Annotated in this window: 17 protein-coding genes and 1 pseudogene; 9 read left to right on the top strand and 9 right to left on the bottom strand. The window is 27.2% G+C overall.

What is annotated here, in order from left to right; all coding sequences use genetic code 11:
* Nucleotides 1–214: 214 nt before the first annotated feature.
* Both I2A75_RS14485 and I2A75_RS14480 read right to left on the bottom strand, forming a co-directional pair.
* A complete protein-coding gene (locus tag I2A75_RS14485) occupies nucleotides 215–565 on the bottom strand; it encodes a thioredoxin domain-containing protein (protein ID WP_195265781.1) in 351 nt (116 codons plus the stop codon).
* A 53-nt stretch (nucleotides 566–618) separates the two neighbouring features.
* Nucleotides 619–2076, bottom strand: a complete 1458-nt coding sequence (locus tag I2A75_RS14480; RefSeq protein WP_195265778.1) for a DUF4317 domain-containing protein — start codon at nucleotides 2074–2076, stop codon at nucleotides 619–621.
* A 390-nt stretch (nucleotides 2077–2466) separates the two neighbouring features.
* On the opposite strand from I2A75_RS14480, the gene I2A75_RS14475 reads away from it, so the two are divergent.
* Both I2A75_RS14475 and I2A75_RS14470 read left to right on the top strand, forming a co-directional pair.
* Nucleotides 2467–3963: a glycoside hydrolase family 43 protein gene (locus I2A75_RS14475; protein ID WP_195265777.1), complete on the top strand. Its 1497-nt coding sequence runs from the start codon at nucleotides 2467–2469 to the stop codon at nucleotides 3961–3963.
* A 202-nt stretch (nucleotides 3964–4165) separates the two neighbouring features.
* The gene (locus tag I2A75_RS14470) at nucleotides 4166–4756 is read left to right on the top strand and encodes a sugar O-acetyltransferase (RefSeq protein WP_195265775.1); all 591 of its coding nucleotides are present in this window, start codon (nucleotides 4166–4168) and stop codon (nucleotides 4754–4756) included.
* 151 nt (nucleotides 4757–4907) lie between these two features.
* Here the strand turns inward: I2A75_RS14470 and I2A75_RS14465 are convergent, their stop codons facing one another.
* From I2A75_RS14465 to I2A75_RS14440, 6 genes are all read right to left on the bottom strand, one after another.
* Nucleotides 4908–5837, bottom strand: coding sequence for a TDT family transporter (locus I2A75_RS14465; protein WP_195265773.1), 930 nt, complete (start codon nucleotides 5835–5837; stop codon nucleotides 4908–4910).
* 10 nt (nucleotides 5838–5847) lie between these two features.
* On the bottom strand, nucleotides 5848–6333 hold the full coding sequence (locus tag I2A75_RS14460; protein WP_195265771.1) for a C-GCAxxG-C-C family protein: 486 nt from the start codon (nucleotides 6331–6333) through the stop codon (nucleotides 5848–5850).
* 388 nt (nucleotides 6334–6721) lie between these two features.
* Nucleotides 6722–7570: a MurR/RpiR family transcriptional regulator gene (locus tag I2A75_RS14455; RefSeq protein WP_195265769.1), complete on the bottom strand. Its 849-nt coding sequence runs from the start codon at nucleotides 7568–7570 to the stop codon at nucleotides 6722–6724.
* A 67-nt stretch (nucleotides 7571–7637) separates the two neighbouring features.
* Nucleotides 7638–8489, bottom strand: coding sequence for a Cof-type HAD-IIB family hydrolase (locus I2A75_RS14450; RefSeq protein ID WP_195265744.1), 852 nt, complete (start codon nucleotides 8487–8489; stop codon nucleotides 7638–7640).
* A 209-nt stretch (nucleotides 8490–8698) separates the two neighbouring features.
* On the bottom strand, nucleotides 8699–9718 hold the full coding sequence (locus I2A75_RS14445) for a hypothetical protein (protein ID WP_195265742.1): 1020 nt from the start codon (nucleotides 9716–9718) through the stop codon (nucleotides 8699–8701).
* 137 nt (nucleotides 9719–9855) lie between these two features.
* The gene (locus I2A75_RS14440; RefSeq protein ID WP_195265741.1) at nucleotides 9856–10356 is read right to left on the bottom strand and encodes a DUF2798 domain-containing protein; all 501 of its coding nucleotides are present in this window, start codon (nucleotides 10354–10356) and stop codon (nucleotides 9856–9858) included.
* 522 nt (nucleotides 10357–10878) lie between these two features.
* Here I2A75_RS14440 and I2A75_RS14435 point away from each other — a divergent pair.
* The 4 genes and pseudogenes from I2A75_RS14435 (at nucleotide 10879) to hsp18 (ending at nucleotide 14214) form a co-directional block, all read left to right on the top strand.
* Nucleotides 10879–11748 carry a GyrI-like domain-containing protein gene (locus tag I2A75_RS14435; RefSeq protein WP_195265739.1) on the top strand — a complete coding sequence of 290 codons (870 nt, stop codon included), beginning with the start codon at nucleotides 10879–10881 and terminating at the stop codon, nucleotides 11746–11748.
* A gap of 271 nt (nucleotides 11749–12019) precedes the next feature.
* Nucleotides 12020–12790: a helix-turn-helix transcriptional regulator gene (locus I2A75_RS14430; protein ID WP_195265737.1), complete on the top strand. Its 771-nt coding sequence runs from the start codon at nucleotides 12020–12022 to the stop codon at nucleotides 12788–12790.
* Between the two features lie 35 nt (nucleotides 12791–12825).
* Nucleotides 12826–13531: pseudogene (locus I2A75_RS14425) on the top strand (transglutaminase-like domain-containing protein).
* A 224-nt stretch (nucleotides 13532–13755) separates the two neighbouring features.
* Nucleotides 13756–14214 carry a heat shock protein Hsp18 gene (gene hsp18, locus I2A75_RS14420; RefSeq protein ID WP_195265735.1) on the top strand — a complete coding sequence of 153 codons (459 nt, stop codon included), beginning with the start codon at nucleotides 13756–13758 and terminating at the stop codon, nucleotides 14212–14214.
* A 147-nt stretch (nucleotides 14215–14361) separates the two neighbouring features.
* On the opposite strand, the gene I2A75_RS14415 is transcribed toward hsp18, so the two are convergent.
* Nucleotides 14362–15081 (bottom strand): LysM domain-containing protein, encoded by a 720-nt coding sequence (locus I2A75_RS14415; RefSeq protein ID WP_195265733.1) that lies wholly within the window; start codon nucleotides 15079–15081, stop codon nucleotides 14362–14364.
* Between the two features lie 177 nt (nucleotides 15082–15258).
* Between I2A75_RS14415 and I2A75_RS14410 the strand changes: the two genes are divergently transcribed.
* The 3 genes from I2A75_RS14410 (at nucleotide 15259) to I2A75_RS14400 (ending at nucleotide 18935) form a co-directional block, all read left to right on the top strand.
* Entirely contained in the window at nucleotides 15259–16338 is a 1080-nt protein-coding gene (locus I2A75_RS14410; protein WP_195265731.1) for a GntR family transcriptional regulator, read from the top strand.
* Nucleotides 16339–16571: 233 nt separating this feature from the next.
* Nucleotides 16572–18230 carry a ribulokinase gene (locus I2A75_RS14405; RefSeq protein WP_195265729.1) on the top strand — a complete coding sequence of 553 codons (1659 nt, stop codon included), beginning with the start codon at nucleotides 16572–16574 and terminating at the stop codon, nucleotides 18228–18230.
* Between the two features lie 9 nt (nucleotides 18231–18239).
* The gene (locus tag I2A75_RS14400) at nucleotides 18240–18935 is read left to right on the top strand and encodes an L-ribulose-5-phosphate 4-epimerase (protein ID WP_195265727.1); all 696 of its coding nucleotides are present in this window, start codon (nucleotides 18240–18242) and stop codon (nucleotides 18933–18935) included.
* Nucleotides 18936–18965: the final 30 nt, after the last annotated feature.

Below are 18965 nucleotides of genomic sequence, written 5' to 3'. Positions count from 1 at the left end.
ATTTATTTAATTATATAAAAAATACCTATAGCCATAAACCCTTTTATTTAAGTGTCTAGTCTATAGGTATCAGTTTATTTCGCGAGCCCCTTTTAAACCATTGATTTTACTTACTTAAAGACGTCTTTAAGGTTAAATTACTGGTTTTTATCTATTATTTAGTATATACAATTGAAAAGTTCTGTTAATAAAAATTGGATTAAATATACTATATTCATTTTAACATATCTAATATTTCATCCTCTGGAGTTGAAGAGTCACAACGAACTTCAATTTCTCCATTTTTATGAACAATAAAGCCTGGCACAGTTACAATATTATATTTATCTCTAAATTCTCTAAGTTCATTATCTAAATGGTTTGAACTATCAACATAATGAATTGGTGTAGTAACTTTACTAACTAATTCACTTAATTTTTTAGCAAATTTACGACAGTAAGGGCAGGTTGATCTTCCTATATATACAATAGCTTTATCTTCATTATTTAATAAGTCATCTGCTTCTATAGAAAGTATTTTATTAAATGACTTTATATTTTCTTCATATTGATCTTCTTCAAACATTTTATATCCTCCTAATATTTTTCAGAATATTATACCAAATTTGAAGCGCTATATCAAATTAAGTCATCTAACCCATTAACTGTAGTTTGCTCATCTTCATTAATAGGAATAACTATACATTTTTGACCATCAATTATTTGAGATTTTATTTGAGGTATTTTTTCAGGTTTAACTTGAAGAATAACATCATAATCAGCTGTAGCATTATTATTTTCTGAATTTGTATCATCAAAATTTTCTATGTTGCTTTCTGAATCTTCATTTGAGTCAGTTTCAGAAGCTTCATCTAATATAATATCATCAGCACTACTTTCTAAAATATCATCATTATTTTTAGGCTTATCAGAATTACCTTCTAAATCATCATTGTTATCTTCTGATTTAGCATCATTATTTTCTGTAGCTGTTGGATTTTCATTATCTACCGCAGCTTCTTGCTTAACTTGCTCAAGTTTAGTTTGAAGTATTTCTACTTGTTTTTGAAGGTGCTTTTCCTTTTTTACTTGTTCATTTGCTTTAAGTACTTTTGCATCTATTAAATTCTCTACTAAAGGAAGTTCATCACCAAAGGTTTCAACATATGATTTTTCAATTTTTGTAGTAATTTCTTCAGGAACTCCACTTTCTATTAATAGACTTTGTATATCATCTTTTGTTAAACTTATAGGTTCAGCATCTGTATCATCATATATAGCATTGTACTCATCTAACATATTATTTAAATTTTCTTGTACTTCCATAAAGATTTTTTCAGCTTTTTTTTCATCAGCGCTAAATGTATCTTTAATGATTGATTGGAAGGTTTCCTTTTGTATAGTAGCTGTTTGTTTTGAATAACAACCTAAAGCATTTTCCATTAACTCAGGATGTGTATCTTTTGCATTTTTAGTGTAATACATAATGGAATTAACATCTGAACTACGATTAATAAAAGCAGGAAAAACAAATCCATTAGTTGGAGCTTCAACTACCCAATCCCTAATACGAGCTTTTATTTTATTATCTTCCTCAAAGTATCTAAGTCCAGGCTCTGAAAGTGAAACAGGACATAGTGCGCATAATACATATTCATATACTTCTTCTGATTCATCTAACTTAGCGTTGTCTCTAGTTTTAGTAATAACATCATAAGCATCATGGAAAATAAGTATTAAAAAGTTACCAGTATAATCATAGTTATCTATAATTGAGTCATAAAATTCATCAAGAATAACATCATCCCTCAATTGACTACTTTTAAGTCTCATAAGAGAAACTTGTTTTTCATTTATAAGATCTTCATTAGTTGGAAAGTTAAGCTCTAAAATATTATTACCAATAGTACCAGACAGAACTTTTTTAGCAATTTCCAAGTATTTAAAGTATTCATCTTCATCTAAATTTAAAAAGGTTTCTCTAAATTTTAAAATAACATGTTTTTCTCCATTAACATAACAACCACACATTTTAGTAAAGGTGCAGTGATCCTTCTTTAAACGTCTTTTTAACTCAAGTATATCTTTTTTTCTCATATATAAACCTCTCAATCTAGTTTTTATATTTATATTATTTACTATTATATGTATATCAATAAGTAAACTTGGGGAAGTGCAATTAAATCTTCGTACACTTATTTTAGTATAATATTTTTTCAAAATTAATTAAAGGTTTTATTACATGAACTTAAATTAGACTATGTAGTAGAAGAGTATTAATGAATGTCTATAGCCGTAAAAATGGATGAAAATAAATAATAATTCATTTTTAAATTTTATGTATTTCATCTGAAAAAATATAGGTATTTAGGATTTTACTTTCATGATATAATTTAGAAAATTCTTGCAATAGATAATAAAATAACTTAAAGAATATTGATATGTAAATAAGTAATTTTTACTATGTTATAATTGGAGGTAAATAAAGTGAAATACAATAATCCTATAATTAAAGGTTTTTATCCTGATCCAAGTGTATGTAAAGTTGATGATATATATTATCTTGTATGTAGTTCATTTCAATATTTTCCTGGTGTTCCTCTTTTTGAAAGTAAGGATTTAATTAATTGGAAGCAAATAGGACATTGTTTAACGAGAAAGAGTCAAGTTCAACTTGAGAATGTAAATAGTTCAGGTGGGGTCTTTGCACCAACTATAAGATATAATAATGGTAGGTTTTATATGACCACTAATAATAATACAACAAATCAGAATTTTTATGTATGGACTGATAATATTTATGATGAGTGGTCTGAGCCTATATATGTAGATCAAGGAGGAATTGATCCTTCTTTATATTTTGAAAATGATAAAACTTATTTTATAAGCAATGGAAGAGATGATTATGGAATGAGTGGAATAGTTCAATGTGAAATTGATATAGAAACTGGTAAAAAGCTAACACCTAGTCGTACAATTTGGACAGGTTCAGGCGGACGTTTTATTGAAAGTCCACATATGTACAAAATAAATGGAAAATACTATTTAGTTGTAGCAGAAGGAGGAACTGAATATGGACATATGGTAATATATGCTCGTGGTGATTCTCCATATGGTGAGTTTGAAGGGTATAATTATAATCCAGTTTTGACAAATCGCAATTTAGGTGGCTATGAAATACAAGGAGTAGGACATGGAGATCTTATTGAAGATAATGATGGTAATTGGTGGATAATTCATCTTGGCTTCCGTCAGATAGGACAGTGGGAGCAATATCATCATTTAGGTCGTGAGGTTTTCTTAACTCCAATTACTTTTGGAGAAGATGGGTGGTTTACAGCAGGAGATAATTGTACAACAACTAATTCATTTAATCTTGTAAATATAACTAATAATGTTATTCAAAATGACAAGAAATACTATACTTTTGAAAATACTGACTGGGATAAGGAGTGGTGTTATTTACGTACACCTAAGAGTGAAAACTATAAATTCACTGAGAATAAATTAGTATTAAAAGGAACAGATATTACACTTGATGATATTGATTCTCCAACATTTATAGGACTTCGTCAAAGAGATTTCAATGCTACTATTTCTTGTGAGGTATGTATATCAGAAGGGGAAAGCGGAATAACTTTATATATGGATAAAAATCATCATTATGATTTAGCAATACGAAAAACTGAAAATGGATATGAGGCAATTAAACGTCTTAATATTGGAGACATTAAATCAGTAGAAAAAACCGTAATTTTAAATGATATCAATAAGGTTTCCCTAGTTATCCGTGCAAATAATAGTGACTATAGTTTTTATGTTAAATCAGCTAGTGAAGAAACTAATCTTGGAACAGCTAAAACTAGATACCTTTCTTCAGAGGTTGCTGGAGGTTTTACAGGTGTTATTATTGGATTATATGCGTATGGGGATGGTTGCCGCAATTATTCGGAGTTCACAAATTTTGAGTGCAGATATCTTTAATGAGTATAAATAAATATATCTTTTTATAATTAGTTTAAAAATATAAATTAGAATATTATAAAATGAATTTTAATGTTATATTCTTATCTTATGGTAGGGACACGAAAAGTATAGATTTAAAGAAATTAATACAAATGGCGATAATTTATTAGAATTGAGCTATTTTTTATAAAAAAGGTTATATAGAGAAGGAGAATTGAAAATGAGAGATTATGAAAAAATGCATAGTGGAAAGATTTATAATTGTGGTGATGAAGAATTATTAGAAATGCAAACTAAGTGTTTGGATAAGTTATATGATTTTAATGCAACACGCCCAACAGAATTTGAAAAACGCCAAAGTATGTTAAAAGAAATGTTAGCAGAAATGGGAGAGGGGTGTTATATTGAACCTCCATTTCGTAGTAACTGGGGTGGGAAACATGTACATTTTGGCAATAATGTATATGCTAATTTTAATTTAACATTAGTAGATGATACACATATTTATGTAGGGGATTATACAATGTTTGGTCCTAATGTTACTGTTGCTACTGCAGCACATCCAATAGATCCTAATTTTCGTATGCCTGTAACACAATATAATAAACCAGTTCATATTGGGAAAAATTGTTGGATAGGAGCAGGTGCTATTATATTACCTGGAATTACAATTGGGGATAATACAGTAATTGGAGCTGGTAGTGTAGTAACTAAAGATATTCCTGCAAATGTTGTTGCAGTAGGAAATCCGTGTAAGGTTTTAAGAAAAATTAATGAAAATGATAAAGCTAATGCTCAAGAAATGATTTAAAAATAAGATTCTATTGAGGTGATTGATATAAAATAACAAGAAACAACTTACAATGTTTTTAATGTAGTAAGTTGTTTCTTATTTACTTAAAAGATTATAATAATTGGTATAATTCATTTTTCTATTTTATAAAAGTGAATTATGATAAAAATTATTGAGCTATTGAATAATCCTTTTTTTCTGGAATTAAAAAAAGAATAAACCTAAGTAAAGTATAAATTACTAATACTGTAGCAATAATTGTTTGAAATAAAAGGATATATTTTAAGAATCCCATATCATATCCTGTTTTAGCTAAGTAGTTCATAGTCATTTTTGTTGCGATTCCACTTATAACAAATGGAAATGTAAATGCAGAGTAGCTTGGGGAAAATGGCATTTTTAAATAATTTGGTAACTTAAATAAAACTATAATAAATGTTATGAATGCTAAAATAGATAAAAAAGATACCATTAAAAATGACTTTGTTTGCATTGATTGGATATACCCAGCAAGACAAAGATTTACAGGAGCTGCATATATACAGAATAATGGCTTAGCTGGAATAGGAATTTCTTTATATTTAACATATCTATATGTTACAACTACAAGTAATATCAGACATAATATAAATGCAAACCAAAATGCCAATGTGCCTATATTTGTTTTTTCAAAATCTGGGGCAGAAACACTTGCAACAGCTAGTCCAACATAAACTATAAAATACGTTGTAAAAACTTTTTTTATATCAAACTTTAATATAAATTTTATCGAGAAGTACACTATTAAACATAGATGAATAATTATTCCTAAATACCAAATATAAATAGCTTTGTCCCCTATAAAAGGTTTTATATAAGTAGATAAAAGCATTATAGCCATTGGAAATGTTGCAGATACACCAGCCATAATTGGATTTTTCATGTCTTCTTTTATCATAAATGGATACATTACAATTTTACATATTAGTAGTAGTCCTAGAATTAAAGATACAATTCCGCATACTAAACGAATAGATTCAGAATAGCTTTGAAGTAAATTACCTAAAGCCGCAAAACCAAGCATTACCCCTGAAATAGGGAGTGGTATTTTCTTTATCATAATTTATCCCCTATACTGTAACTAAAGAATCTGTATTAACTAGATTTAGTTCTCTTACTATTATTTCTGCAACTTTTCCAGCAACCATACCTGTAAACTGTATACATTGTTCTTTATGAGCCCCAGATGACATATCGAATTCTTTAGTTAATATACGGCAGCAAAGAGAATTTTTGCCGTTAGATTCTTTGAACCAATCATGTAATTCCTTTGATAATTCTAAATTTTTCTCTACTTTAGAATCTCCTTGTTTAGTACGACCAAAGAATAAACCTAAAGCCATAACCCCACCAGAAACTGCTCCGCATATACATTTAGAACGTCCGATTCCAACAGGAAATCCTGAAGCCATTGCAATTACTTCTTCTGGTATATCTAACTCAAAGTTAGAGCGTATTGAACTTATTAGTGCTTCAGAGCAGAAAAAGCCTCCTCTAAATAAATCCTCAGCATCTTGAGATATTTTTTTTATGCTTACCTCTTTTTTTATATTCATACAAAACCTCCATTTTATATAGTCACTTTTATTATAAATCATGAGGAAATTTAATACAAATTTATATTTTAATGAAATAAATACAAATTAATTATTTCTTATTTATTAAAATTAGACCAACTATACTTAAGAATATTTCTAATCCATTAATAAAAGATAGTTTACTTTTATAAATAAAAATACCAACTATAATTAATATTATTGTTAAAATTATACTTACAAAAATTTGTAATAATTTTTATTACAGGAAGCATTTTCAATATGAATAGAGTCATCAAAGAATATATAATAAAATGTAAAGTTGAGATGAATTCACAAAATTGCTTAAACAAGATTAATAAGTAGGTTAAACACTATAAGGACTGAGATATTATAAATCAGTCCTTTTTTATTTTCTTGATAATTTTTTATATGTATTAAGTTTAAAGCTTACATTTTTATCATATTCAATATTAAAATAGCATGTATAAATACAATCTAAAATATATAATAAAGATAGCCTAGTTGAAAATGATGATATCTTATTAAAGTGGTTTTCATTTGAACTTAAATATACTTGATAATTTGCATATTTAGTAAGAGGATTTTCATTTGTAGAGGATATTAAAATAATTGGAGTTTTGTTCTTTTTTAAAATCTCTGCTATGTTTTCTGCTATTATTCCTCTGCCTTCAAAGGATACAATTATTGCAATGTGGTTTTCATCACTAGTTGAAGCTGTTAAAAGCTGCTGATATTCCTCTAGAGGAACATTAATAAAAGTTCCTATTTCTTGCATCTGAAATTTAAAGTTTGCTGCAAAATAAATATTTCCAGCAGATGTATAAAAATCTATAAAGTTTGATTTTTTTAAAACATGAGCAATTAATTTTAATTGTTCAAGATCTATTAAGTTTAATGATGATAACAGAGTTTGCTCGTAAAGTTCTTTCATTTTAAGAACAATTTCATATTGAGTTTCATTTTCTTTAAAAGGATAGTTATAATCTATGGAGCTTTTTTCTTTTAAATACTCCTTAATAGAAGAAGAGACTTGTACTTTAAGTTCTGATAATCCAACAAAATCTAATTTTTGGCATAGCCTATAAATTGTTGAAGTAGAAATAAAGCAGGCTTCACTAATTTCGGAAGCACTCATTTTAACAAAGCTTTCTGGATTATCTTGCATATATTTAACTAGTATTTTTTCATTTTCAGTTAAGTTAGTTAATTTAGTCAATTTACTAAAAATGTTCATGAAGAATCACCTCATGAACATTATACAATATTTTAATAAGTTTTAGTTTCTTAAAATTATTTATAGCTTAAACTTCTATTTCTTTAATATATTTACTTAGTGTATATGCAATACCATCTTCTTCATTAGATAAAGTAACTTCATCAGCTATAGCTTTTAAATCATCTACAGCATTTTCCATAGCGACTCCTATACCTGCATACTTAACCATTGAGGCATCATTATGTCCATCTCCAAAAGCAATCATTTCTTCCTTTTTATATCCTCTAGGAATTAAAACAGAATCTAATGCTTTAGCTTTATCTATTCCTTTAGCAGTAAATTCAAAGTAGAAATCTGCTGTGAACATGCAGTTTAAAGTTTCTTTGAAAGGTTCCATCATTTCTTTATAATGAGATTTAAGATATTCAGGCTCTCCAGCAGTTAAAATTTTATTTAACGGATAATCAGCAAAAGCAGCTAAATCATCTTTTTCACAAAGTTTAAATTTACCGCCACGAGATTCATATTGAATTATATTAAAAGGCGCACCTTTATAGTTTATTTCATTATTAAAAACATCATTAACATACATATAATTACCTTTATCAATCATAGGTTTAACATCAAATTTCTTCATATGTTCAAGGACAGCTTGTCCTTCTTCAATACTCATAGTTTCATTAAATAAAACTTCATTAGTTTCACAATCTATAACCTTAGATCCGTTAAAAGCAACTAAAAGCCCATTATTTTCATTCATTTTTAATTCTTTAGCAAGGTCCATTAACCCAGATGTAGGTCTTCCTGATGCTAAAACCAGTATAGCTCCTTTTTCTTGCGCTTTAATTAAAGCATTTTTAGTTCTTTCAGTTACTACTTTTTTACTATTAGTTAATGTACCATCTACATCCATAATAATAACTTTTATATTACTCATTTATCTTTCCTCCATAGTTCTTTTTATTTAATTATACTAATACTGGTCTTATAATGGAATCGATTAATTAAATAATGAGTAATTTATATCAAAAATAATAAAATTAAAGAATAATAAATGAAATAACTTTGTCATTATTGAATTTTTAATAATAAATATGGGAACATAAAATATCCTTAGCTATTTATTAATATTAGCTAAGGATATTTTTATATGGCAAGTATATCTCTTAAAACTTCTTTACTGTGAATTATACTTAATAGTTTATCTTCAGTTTTTATTACATCATTTCTTGTTTTAAAATATTTATTTACTTTCTTTGCAATTTTACTTGAATCTTCATCCAAAGAGGAAATAAAGTCAAATATACTTTTACCTTCATAAATTGCACAAATATATGGAGCTACTATATATTTCACATCACATAGTATAGAATTTTCTATCCAGTAATCTATATGAGAAATGTTGATCTTCTTTTCCATTAACTTAATATATGATTTTAAACCATCTTCAGTAGATTCCCAAAAGTCTATATATACATAATCAAACTTATTAAGATAAGCTTCATTATAGTAATCAAATGCATTACCATGAATAATTTCTAGTTTTTTATTAGTATTAAATTGTGGCCTTATATACTTTTCAAATAAATCAATTACATCTTTATTAAATTCAACTACTGTTACACTTTCTACTTCATCTTTAAGTAACCAAAGATATGGTAAAACTCCAATTCCAAGCCCCATAGTCATACAATTTCCATGGCCTTTTTCTATTCCATCTCCCATACTTTCAATTTCACTAATAGCAGGGGACATCCATACTCTTTCACCTTCTTTTAATACTGGCAAATGGATATCACTTTCAAAATACCCAATTGGATGATAATGAAATAGATATTTTCCTAGAGGTTTATAGAAATCCATATTCATTAAAGTTCTTTTCTTAATAGTTGCTTTTTCATATCTTACAGTATCTGAATAAATATTATCAAGTTTAATGTTTTTATAATAAGGGTTATCTGTAAGTTGTCTTGAGTCGTACTTTAAGTTATTGTAAGGAAGATTATATTTTTTCAATATTTTTATTAGTTCTTTTTCCTTATTTGGAGTAAGAATCTGTTCATTATAAGTTAAAATTGATGATAAATAATCATTCATGTTTACCATAGATAATATAAGATTTTTCATTGATAAGTCTAATTCTTTATTTTTCTCAAATTTAATCATCTAGAACCTCCAGTATATTTTTCATGAAAGAATTAATTAAGTTTTGCTAAGCAGAGCACTTCTTGCGCAGCTATTTATTTTATGGAGGATATCCATTTATCTTCGCCTTTATATCATCAATTTATAAATTTTTATGCTTACGCAAGTTCATTTGCTAAATCTGATTTTTTCATAGATAATTGATTTTTAAAAACTAGTCTAAAGACAAATCTTACAAATGGTTGTACTAAAAACAATTGTGTAAAGATTGCAAACGGGAAGTTGATTACTATGTTTTGCATCCATCTAGCAAAAAATTCTGCGTTAAGGCCATTAAACATAAGTGTTGAAACAAATGACATCATTGGACACATTAAACATACAGTTGAAAATATAATTGCTGTATTAACTATATATGGTTTTTCTTCTCGTGGATTTACAGCTCTAAAAGCTAATTTTAATGAAAGTGGACCTGCAATAAATACTTCAAGTAAGATTGCAAATATAAATTCAATCCAAACTATACTACGAGATTCTATAAATACTTGATTAGACATTCCCCCCATTTCAATTGAAAGATTATAAAACACAAATAAATGTACCGTTATTATTACGGTTAAAAAGGCAAAAAATAATTTTTGTAATTTTGTTGTTGGCATAAATACCATCCTTTCCTCTAATGAAATTATATTTTAATTTTTTGAACGCAAAAAAACGACACATATGATTTGTTTGTACCGTAATCAGATTTACGTGCAAAGCACCACATGTGTCGTTATCTCAAGTTCTATTTAATTATTTTTGTATTATAATATTTTTTTTGTGAAAAGTCAAATAATAGGTATCATTTACAATAATACTTCTGGGTAAAATTTTTATTGTCTTCTTTTTTTAGTTGAGTCATAATGCCAGATACGTTGTTTTTAATAAATTTAATATTTAAATACAAATGTTCAAATCAATAAACAGTTTAAAATGTCGAACTATTTATATTTACAATACTATTTATTTCTTTCATAGCCAATAGATAAATTTTACATAATTGTGATATTATATATACATAAAATGTAATTAATTGAAATTAGTAGATTAAAATAATAAAGATTAGTCTGCAAAATGCGGCATCAAATATCGAGTAAAATGATTATAGAAAGTTTATTATTAATTTGAGGTGAGAGGTTATGGATTGGGTAGATAAATTAAATGAATCAATAAACTATATAGAAGAAAACCTTACAGGTGATATATCGTATGAGATTATTTCTAAAATTGCAGGATGTTCTGTTTATAATTTTCAAAGAATGTTTTCGTATATAGCAGACAAGCCGTTATCTGAATACATAAGAAATAGAAGGTTAACTATGGCGGCTTTTGACTTATTAAACAATTCAGCAAGAATAATTGATATTTCTTTAAAGTATGGATACGAATCTCAAGATGCATTTACACGAGCTTTTAAAAATTTTCATGGGGTATTGCCTTCAAAGGTTAGAAATGAAACAGTCCAATTAAAGTCCTGTCCGAAGCTTTCATTCAAAATAAAAATTAAAGGAGAAAATCATATGAATTATCAAATTGAACAATGGCCTGCATTTAAAGTAATGGGGATATCTAAGAAAGTCAAAACTGATGAAGCTTTCAAAGTAGTTCCTAATATTTGGGGAGATGCTTGGAAAGATGGCACTATGAAGAGATTTTTAGAGAATTTTCCTGGATATAGGCCATCAGGATTTTTAGGAATTGCACAAGGAGGAGAGTGGGGAGAGTCAGAATACATGGAATATATTATAGGTGTAACAAATCACGTTGATACATCAGACTGCGAATACGTTCCAGTACTTGAAGGTATGAAAGATTTTTCTTACCCAGCTGCAACGTGGGCAATTTTTGAAGCAAATGGGGACTTAGCAGCTAGAATAGAAGAAATTTATAAACAAATTTATACTGAATGGCTTCCAAGTTCAGGATATGAGCTAGCCAATCTTCCTGTTATTGAATGCTATATGCAAGACAATAAACAAGAGGTTTGGATGGCTGTTATAAAAAAATAATAAAAACTAAAATTGGTAATGAGTCTAGATTTTTATTTAATGCAATTAGATGGTTAATTAAAATAATATAAGAGTAAAAATAAATAAAAATTATAATTGATGTAAATAAGTATGCAAAATAAAATTAAAATGTTTTGCATACTTATTTTTATTGTATTTAGAATGAATTTTAATACAGCTTCTTATATAATTAAGTTATAAGACTAATTAAAGGAATCGTATCTTATAATTAGTAATGAATTTTATAACTTAATTTTTTAGGAGAGTTATTATGAATTATATTTTTATGGGAGAAAGCTATATATCAGCTTTTACAAATTCAATTAATGCTGAATCACACAAACATTATATGCTTCAATTATTTATGAGTTATAAAGATAATTTAAATATAAATATAAAAGGAAAAAATATATCTTGCAAATGTATAATTGTAAATACTGATGTAGAACATCGTTTTTATTCAGATAACATTATTCATTTTACAATGCTTATAGATGCAACATCGGATATTGCTCAAGAATTTAGAAGTAAATACTTGTTTGAAGAAGATTATTATATTCTTGATTGTGAAGAAGTTACTTTATTTCAAGAAACACTTCAACAAGTAATAAAAAACTTGAATATGGAAAAATATATTGAATTTACTTTTTTACTATTTAGTATCTTAGGAATAAAAGTAAATGAAAGAATTAAGTACGATGATAGAATTATTGAGATATTAAAGGCTATGGATAATTATGATTATGAAATAAACTCATTAGAAGAGTTTTCTAAAATTGTTTCATTATCTGAAAGTAGAGTATCTCATTTATTCAAGGAAAATGTAGGAATACCTCTTAAAAGCTACATTGTGTTATGCAAATTGAAAAGAGCCTACATGTATTTATTGGAAAGTGGGAATATAACAGATGCAGCAATGAAATCAGGATTTGATAGCCCATCACATTTTGCATATACAAGTAAGAAGTTAACGGGAATGTCAGCTAAAAATATTCGTAAAGATAGCGTATTTTTGAAAGTGTATAATTGCAAAATAGAATAAAATATAGCTAATAAATGAAATGGAGGCTATATTTTATGATGAGATATTTAGAAGAAACTAAACTTTTAAACTTTTCTGCAAGTTGTATAAGTAGTTTAATAGAAAAAGAAAAATGGATTAAGCTAAGTGATTATGATAAAATTCTTAAAATATATAATTATGTAAGGGATGATATTGAATTTGGATATAATGAAGATGACGCTATCTCAGCTTCAAAAGTTTTAGAAGATGGTTATGGACAATGTAATACAAAAGGTATTTTACTTATGGCTTTATTCCGTGCTGTAGGTATTAAATGTAGAATTCATGGTTTTACTATAGACAAATCATTACAAAAAGGAGCTATGGAGGGATTTTATTATGAGCTTGCACCTAAAGAAATAGTCCATAGTTGGGTTGAGGTTTATTATAATTCTAAATGGTATAACTTAGAAGGCTTTATTTTGGATATAAAATATTTAAATAATCTACAAAGTAAATTTTCAAGTTGTACAAACTCTTTTTGTGGATATGGAGTTGCAACAGATAATTTTAAAAATCCTATTATTTATTGGAATGAAAATGATACCTATATACAAAAGGAAGGTATAGTAAGAGATTTCGGTATATTCGATAATCCAGATGAATTTTTAAAAAGGCATTATCAAGCAATTAGTCCTATAAAAAAAGTTTATTTATAAAAATTTTATAAGACATTTGATGAATAGAAATATTATCAAAATTAGAAATTTTAAGAATTAAAGAACTATAATTTATTTAATTAGTATCTATATTTTCAAGCAAGAGAATAATAGATACTTTTCATTTTCTATAAATGAATTTTTAAACAATAAAAATCAAATCTAACCTTGACTTTCTTTGACCTTAGTTTTATAATTAAATTGTAAAAAGAAATAGTAAATAAATTTAATTTACTATAAAAATAATTTCAAACTATAATTTTAATATTAAAGGAGGTTTTTAGTATGTTTGAAATGGTTCCTTGGAAGAAAAATAATTATGTACAAAGAAAAGGAGATGATTTTGAAAACATGGTAAATAATTTCTTTAATGATGATTTCTTTAATTCATTTAGTATTGCTCCTTTTGGTCTAGTGAAAAATAATTTTTCTGTAGACTTAAAAGAAACAGACAATGAGTATATCATTGAAGCTGATTTACCAGGAGTTGATAAAAAAGATATTGATATAAATTATAGTGATGGATACTTAACTATTTCTGCTAAGAGAAACAGTTTCGTAGAAGATAAAAAGGATAATTACGTAAGGCAAGAAAGAAGTTACGGAGAATTCAAGAGAAGCTTTTATGTAGATAATATTGAAGATGATAAGATAGATGCAAATTTTGATAATGGAGTTCTTAAAGTAAACTTACCTAAGCTAAATAAAGAAGTTTCTAATATTAAGAAAATAGAAGTTAAATAGTATATACTATAATTAACAATCAAAAAAGTTCTATAAATTACCACAGTTATTTATAGAACTTTTTTGATTTTATTAAATTGATATGAGCTTATGAAGTCAGATCATATATGTAAGATGAAATTTAAATTACAGATTTAATAATAAACTTTATAAATTAGGTAAAAATACATTTTCACCGAGTGGAAGATCAGAATTGGGTAAATTATTAATAGATATTAAAAATTTTATAATATCATCGGTCCTGTATTCAGGATAGTTTGATTTAGCTAGTTTATACCAAGTGTCTCCAGATATAACTTTATATAATCTTCCATTTGCAAGCGCTTTGTCTGGTAAGTTAATAAAAGAACCGATTTCTAGATTGTCTAAATCTACTTGTGGGTTAAGCAACTTTAAATGTTTAACTCCAGTCGTATAGTTACAGGTACCTTCATAAGTTCTTAGGATTTTACTTATAGTATCTCCAGATTGAACTTTATATGTAGAAGTTGTTAAATTTGATTTATAAGAATCTATTGAAATAGACTTAAAAGCATTTTGGGTTATTTCTGTATCACCTGATGATGGTTTAGTTGAGTCTGATGGGATGGTATCTTTTTCGGCTGGGTTAGTATCTCCATTTTCATTATTACTATTATCATTTGGATGTTGCAAATAATCATCTGAAGATACTTCAGTATCAGCTTTTTTAAAGTTAATTCTTTGAGGATTATTTAAAGTGTATTTATCATCAGTTTCTAAATTTAAAATAGAATTACTATTAACTTTTGTTTGTTGTGTAGATTTATAATATATTTGATAAACTAGCAAGCATGTAGGTAAAAAAAGTACAAGAGATAGAATTAGTATTCGTTTTTTTCTTTCCAAAATATTGGCCTCCCGTTAATAATCTATCTTGATTATTAACTAAAATAATTTATAATATTCAAACTAAATACATAAATAAATATTCATTCAAAAAAATTATACATTAAATAATATATTGCAATTAACTTTCAAAATATAATATAATTGTATGTACAATATATGAAAGGTAGTTAAGGCATGGATAAAAAAATAAAATACATTGAAATATTTGAATTTTATAAAGATAAAATATCATCAGGAGAAATAAAGGAAAATGAAAAGCTACCAACAGAACAAGAAATTGGGCAAATTTTTTCTGTAAGTAGGCATACAGTAAGGCAATCTATAGTAGAACTAGAAAAAGAAGGCTATATTTATAGAGAAAAAAGCAAAGGTGCTTATGCTAAAAAATTAGATAAATTAAAAAAGACACATAGTAAGCTTGTTATAGTAATAACTACATATATATCTGAGTATATATTCCCATATTTAATTAAAGGTATTCAGGAAGCATTAAATGAAAATGGTTATGATATATTATTGTTAAATACTAATAATGAAAAGGCTAAGGAAAGAGAGCAATTAAAAAAGCTATTAGAATATGATGTTGCTGGAGCAATAATTGAACCAACAGCAAGTGCCTTAGGAAATACTAATGAAGATTACTACGCAGAAATAGATAAAAACAATATACCTTATCTTATGATAAATGCAACATATGATAAGGAAAACCAATCTTATGTTATAATGGATGATAAAAAGGGAACTTATACACTTTGTGATTATTTAATTAATTTAGGTCATAAAAAAATAGCTGGAATTTTTAAAGAAGATGATATACAGGGGTTAGAGCGTAAAAAGGGTTATTTAAAAGCATTAGAAAAAAATAAAATAGAAATTGATAGTACAATAATAGGGAATTTTAAAACTTACGAAGAAGATTTTTATGTATATGCTTTTGCAAAGAACCTATTAAGTAGAGGGGATAGACCAACAGCAGTTGTATGTTATAATGATAAAACAGCCATAAAAGTAATTAAAGTGGCTAAAGAACTAGGCTTAAAAATACCAGAAGATTTATCCATTGTAGGTTACGATAATGACGAAACTATTTCTGAAATATTAGATTATGGTATAACTACTATAAACCATCCTAAAGAAAAAATGGGAAAAAAAGCAGCAGAAATTCTAGTTTCATTAATAAACAAGGAAAAAGATAAAGCAAATTATATATATGATCCAGAAATAGTTAAAAAGGATAGTGTCAGAAAAATATAAATATTGAATCATAAATAGAAGTATGTATTAACAAAGTGTTAAACATACTTTTTTTATTTAAAATATAATTTTCTGAAAAATGCAAAAATATGTTACTTTAAAATGTTTACAATATAAATTTTATTTGCTATCATTTAATTGTACGTAACATTTATAATAAATATATAATTGTACGTACTGATGTGTAGTGTTTTAAATGTTTTATATTTTGTATGTAAAATGGAGGGGAATTTATGAGTAAATATTCTATAGGAGTTGACTATGGTAGTGAATCTGCAAGAGCATTACTACTTAATGTTAGTACAGGAGAAGAAGTTGTTTCAGAAATGATGACTTATCCTCATATTGTTATGACAGAAAAACTTCCTTGTGGTAAAAAATTAGAGCCTTTCTGGGCTTTGCAACATCCAAAGGATTATATGGATGTATTGGAATACATTATTCCAAAGATAATTGAGAAATCAGGTGTAAAAGCAGAAGATATTATAGGTCTTGGAATTGATTTTACAGCATGTACAATATTACCTATGAAAAAGGATGGAACTCCTCTTTGTTATTTGGATGAATTCAAAAGTAATCCTCATGCTTATGTTAAGCTATGGAAGCATCATGCAGCTCAAGATGAAGCAAATAAGTTAAATGAAATAGCAAATAATATGGGTGAAAAATTTATAAGTCGATATGGAGGAAAGATATCATCTGAATGGTTTATTCCAAAGGTATGGCAAGTGCTAAATGAAGATTCAAAGGTTTATGAAGCAACAGATAAATTCATAGAAGCAACAGATTGGGTAATAATGCAACTTACAGGTAAAGAAACCAGAAATAGTTGCACAGCTGGATATAAAGCAGTTTGGCATAAGCAAGAAGGATTTCCAAGAAAAGAGTTTTTAAAAGCATTAGATCCAAGATTAGAAAATTTATTTGAAGATAAATATGATTGTGAAGTTACTAGTTTAGGAGAAAGAGCAGGAGAGTTAACTGAAGAAATGGCTAAAAAACTTAAACTAAAGACTGGAATGCCAATAGCAATAGCTAATGTAGATGCTCATGTTGCTGTGCCAGCTATGGGAGTTACAGAGCCAGGAAAAATGGTTATGATTATGGGAACTTCAACATGTAGTATGGTTTTATCAGATAAAGAAGTAGTTGTACCAGGAATTTGTGGTTATGTAGAAGATGGAATAATACCAGGTCTTTATGGATATGAAGCTGGACAATCAGCTGTAGGAGATATCTTTGCATGGTTTGTTAATAGTTGTGTGCCACAATCATATATAGAGAAAGCGGACAAGCTGGGATTAAATATACATCAATATTTAACTATGAAAGCAGAAAAGTTAAATCCAGGAGATTCAGGTCTTTTAGCTTTAGATTGGTTAAATGGTAATAGAACAGTTTTAGTTGATACAGATTTAACTGGATTTATATTAGGCTTAAATTTAAATACGAAGCCAGAAGAAATTTATAGAGCCTTAATTGAATCAACAGCTTATGGACATAAAAAAATAGTAGATACTTTTAATGAATATGGTGTTGAAATAAATGAGCTATATACTTGTGGGGGATTACCACAAAAAAATAGAATGTTAGTTCAAATTTATGCTGATGTAACAAATCTTCCAATTAGAATTTCTAAATCCACTCAAACACCAGCATTAGGCTCAGCTATGTTTGGAGCAGTTGTAGCTGGGAAAGAAAATGGCGGATTTGACTCAATACATGAAGCAGCAAAAGTAATTCCAAGATTACTAGATGAAGTAATAACTCCTATACCAGAAAATGTAGAAATTTATTCAAAAATTTACGCTCATTATGATAGATTACACGATTACTTCGGCAGGGGTGAAAACGATGTGATGAAAGATCTAAAGAAAATGAGAAAACTTTAGGAGGTAACTATGTTAGAAGCATTAAAAAAGGAAGTTTTTGAAGCTAATTTAGCTTTAGTTAAAAATAATTTAGTTGTTTTAACATGGGGAAATGTTAGTGGAATTGACAGAGAAAATGGATTAATTGTTATAAAACCAAGTGGAGTAAGCTATGAAAAAATGAAAGAAGAGGATATGGTAGTTGTAGATTTAGAAGGAAATATAGTTGAAGGAAATTTAAGACCTTCATCAGATACAATTACTCATGTAGAGCTTTATAAAAGGTTTCCTAATTTAGGAGGGATAGTTCATACTCATTCCACATTTGCAACATCATGGGCACAAGCAAAAAGAGATATTCCTTCATATGGAACAACTCATGCAGATACTTTCTATGGATCAGTTCCATGCACTAGAATGTTATCAAATAATGAAATAAAAACTGAATATGAAAGAAATACAGGATTTGTAATAATTGAAACTTTAGAATCAAGAAATATAGAAGTTTTAAGCATTCCAGGAATAATAGTTGGAAGTCATGGGCCCTTTTCTTGGGGGGAGACTCCAAGTAAAGCAGTATCAAATTCAGTAGTCTTAGAGGAAATTGCTAAAATGGCACTTATAACTGAAAACTTAAATAATCATGTAACTCCAATAAATAAGGAACTTCAAGATAAGCATTACTTTAGAAAACATGGTGAAAATGCATACTACGGACAAAAGTAGTCAACACAATAGATAAATGGATAAGTATTT

This window comes from Clostridium sp. 1001275B_160808_H3 (assembly GCF_015550425.1).
Lineage (GTDB): Bacteria > Bacillota > Clostridia > Clostridiales > Clostridiaceae > Clostridium.
Note: the sequence above shows the minus strand (reverse complement) of the source record. Positions and strands in the feature narration are given on the sequence as shown.

Bases quoted from the DNA above. Each gene is read 5' to 3' on its own strand.
- I2A75_RS14465 (WP_195265773.1), bottom strand. From the start codon at position 5,837: ATGATAAAGAAAATACCACTCCCTATTTCAGGGGTAATGCTTGGTTTT.
- I2A75_RS14450 (WP_195265744.1), bottom strand. From the start codon at position 8,489: ATGAGTAATATAAAAGTTATTATTATGGATGTAGATGGTACATTAACT.
- I2A75_RS14485 (WP_195265781.1), bottom strand. From the start codon at position 565: ATGTTTGAAGAAGATCAATATGAAGAAAATATAAAGTCATTTAATAAA.
- I2A75_RS14400 (WP_195265727.1), top strand. From the start codon at position 18,240: ATGTTAGAAGCATTAAAAAAGGAAGTTTTTGAAGCTAATTTAGCTTTA.
- I2A75_RS14430 (WP_195265737.1), top strand. From the start codon at position 12,020: ATGAATTATATTTTTATGGGAGAAAGCTATATATCAGCTTTTACAAAT.
- I2A75_RS14440 (WP_195265741.1), bottom strand. From the start codon at position 10,356: ATGCCAACAACAAAATTACAAAAATTATTTTTTGCCTTTTTAACCGTA.
- I2A75_RS14455 (WP_195265769.1), bottom strand. From the start codon at position 7,570: ATGAACATTTTTAGTAAATTGACTAAATTAACTAACTTAACTGAAAAT.
- I2A75_RS14410 (WP_195265731.1), top strand. From the start codon at position 15,259: ATGGATAAAAAAATAAAATACATTGAAATATTTGAATTTTATAAAGAT.
- hsp18 (WP_195265735.1), top strand. From the start codon at position 13,756: ATGTTTGAAATGGTTCCTTGGAAGAAAAATAATTATGTACAAAGAAAA.
- I2A75_RS14470 (WP_195265775.1), top strand. From the start codon at position 4,166: ATGAGAGATTATGAAAAAATGCATAGTGGAAAGATTTATAATTGTGGT.
- I2A75_RS14405 (WP_195265729.1), top strand. From the start codon at position 16,572: ATGAGTAAATATTCTATAGGAGTTGACTATGGTAGTGAATCTGCAAGA.
- I2A75_RS14435 (WP_195265739.1), top strand. From the start codon at position 10,879: ATGGATTGGGTAGATAAATTAAATGAATCAATAAACTATATAGAAGAA.
- I2A75_RS14480 (WP_195265778.1), bottom strand. From the start codon at position 2,076: ATGAGAAAAAAAGATATACTTGAGTTAAAAAGACGTTTAAAGAAGGAT.
- I2A75_RS14445 (WP_195265742.1), bottom strand. From the start codon at position 9,718: ATGATTAAATTTGAGAAAAATAAAGAATTAGACTTATCAATGAAAAAT.
- I2A75_RS14460 (WP_195265771.1), bottom strand. From the start codon at position 6,333: ATGAATATAAAAAAAGAGGTAAGCATAAAAAAAATATCTCAAGATGCT.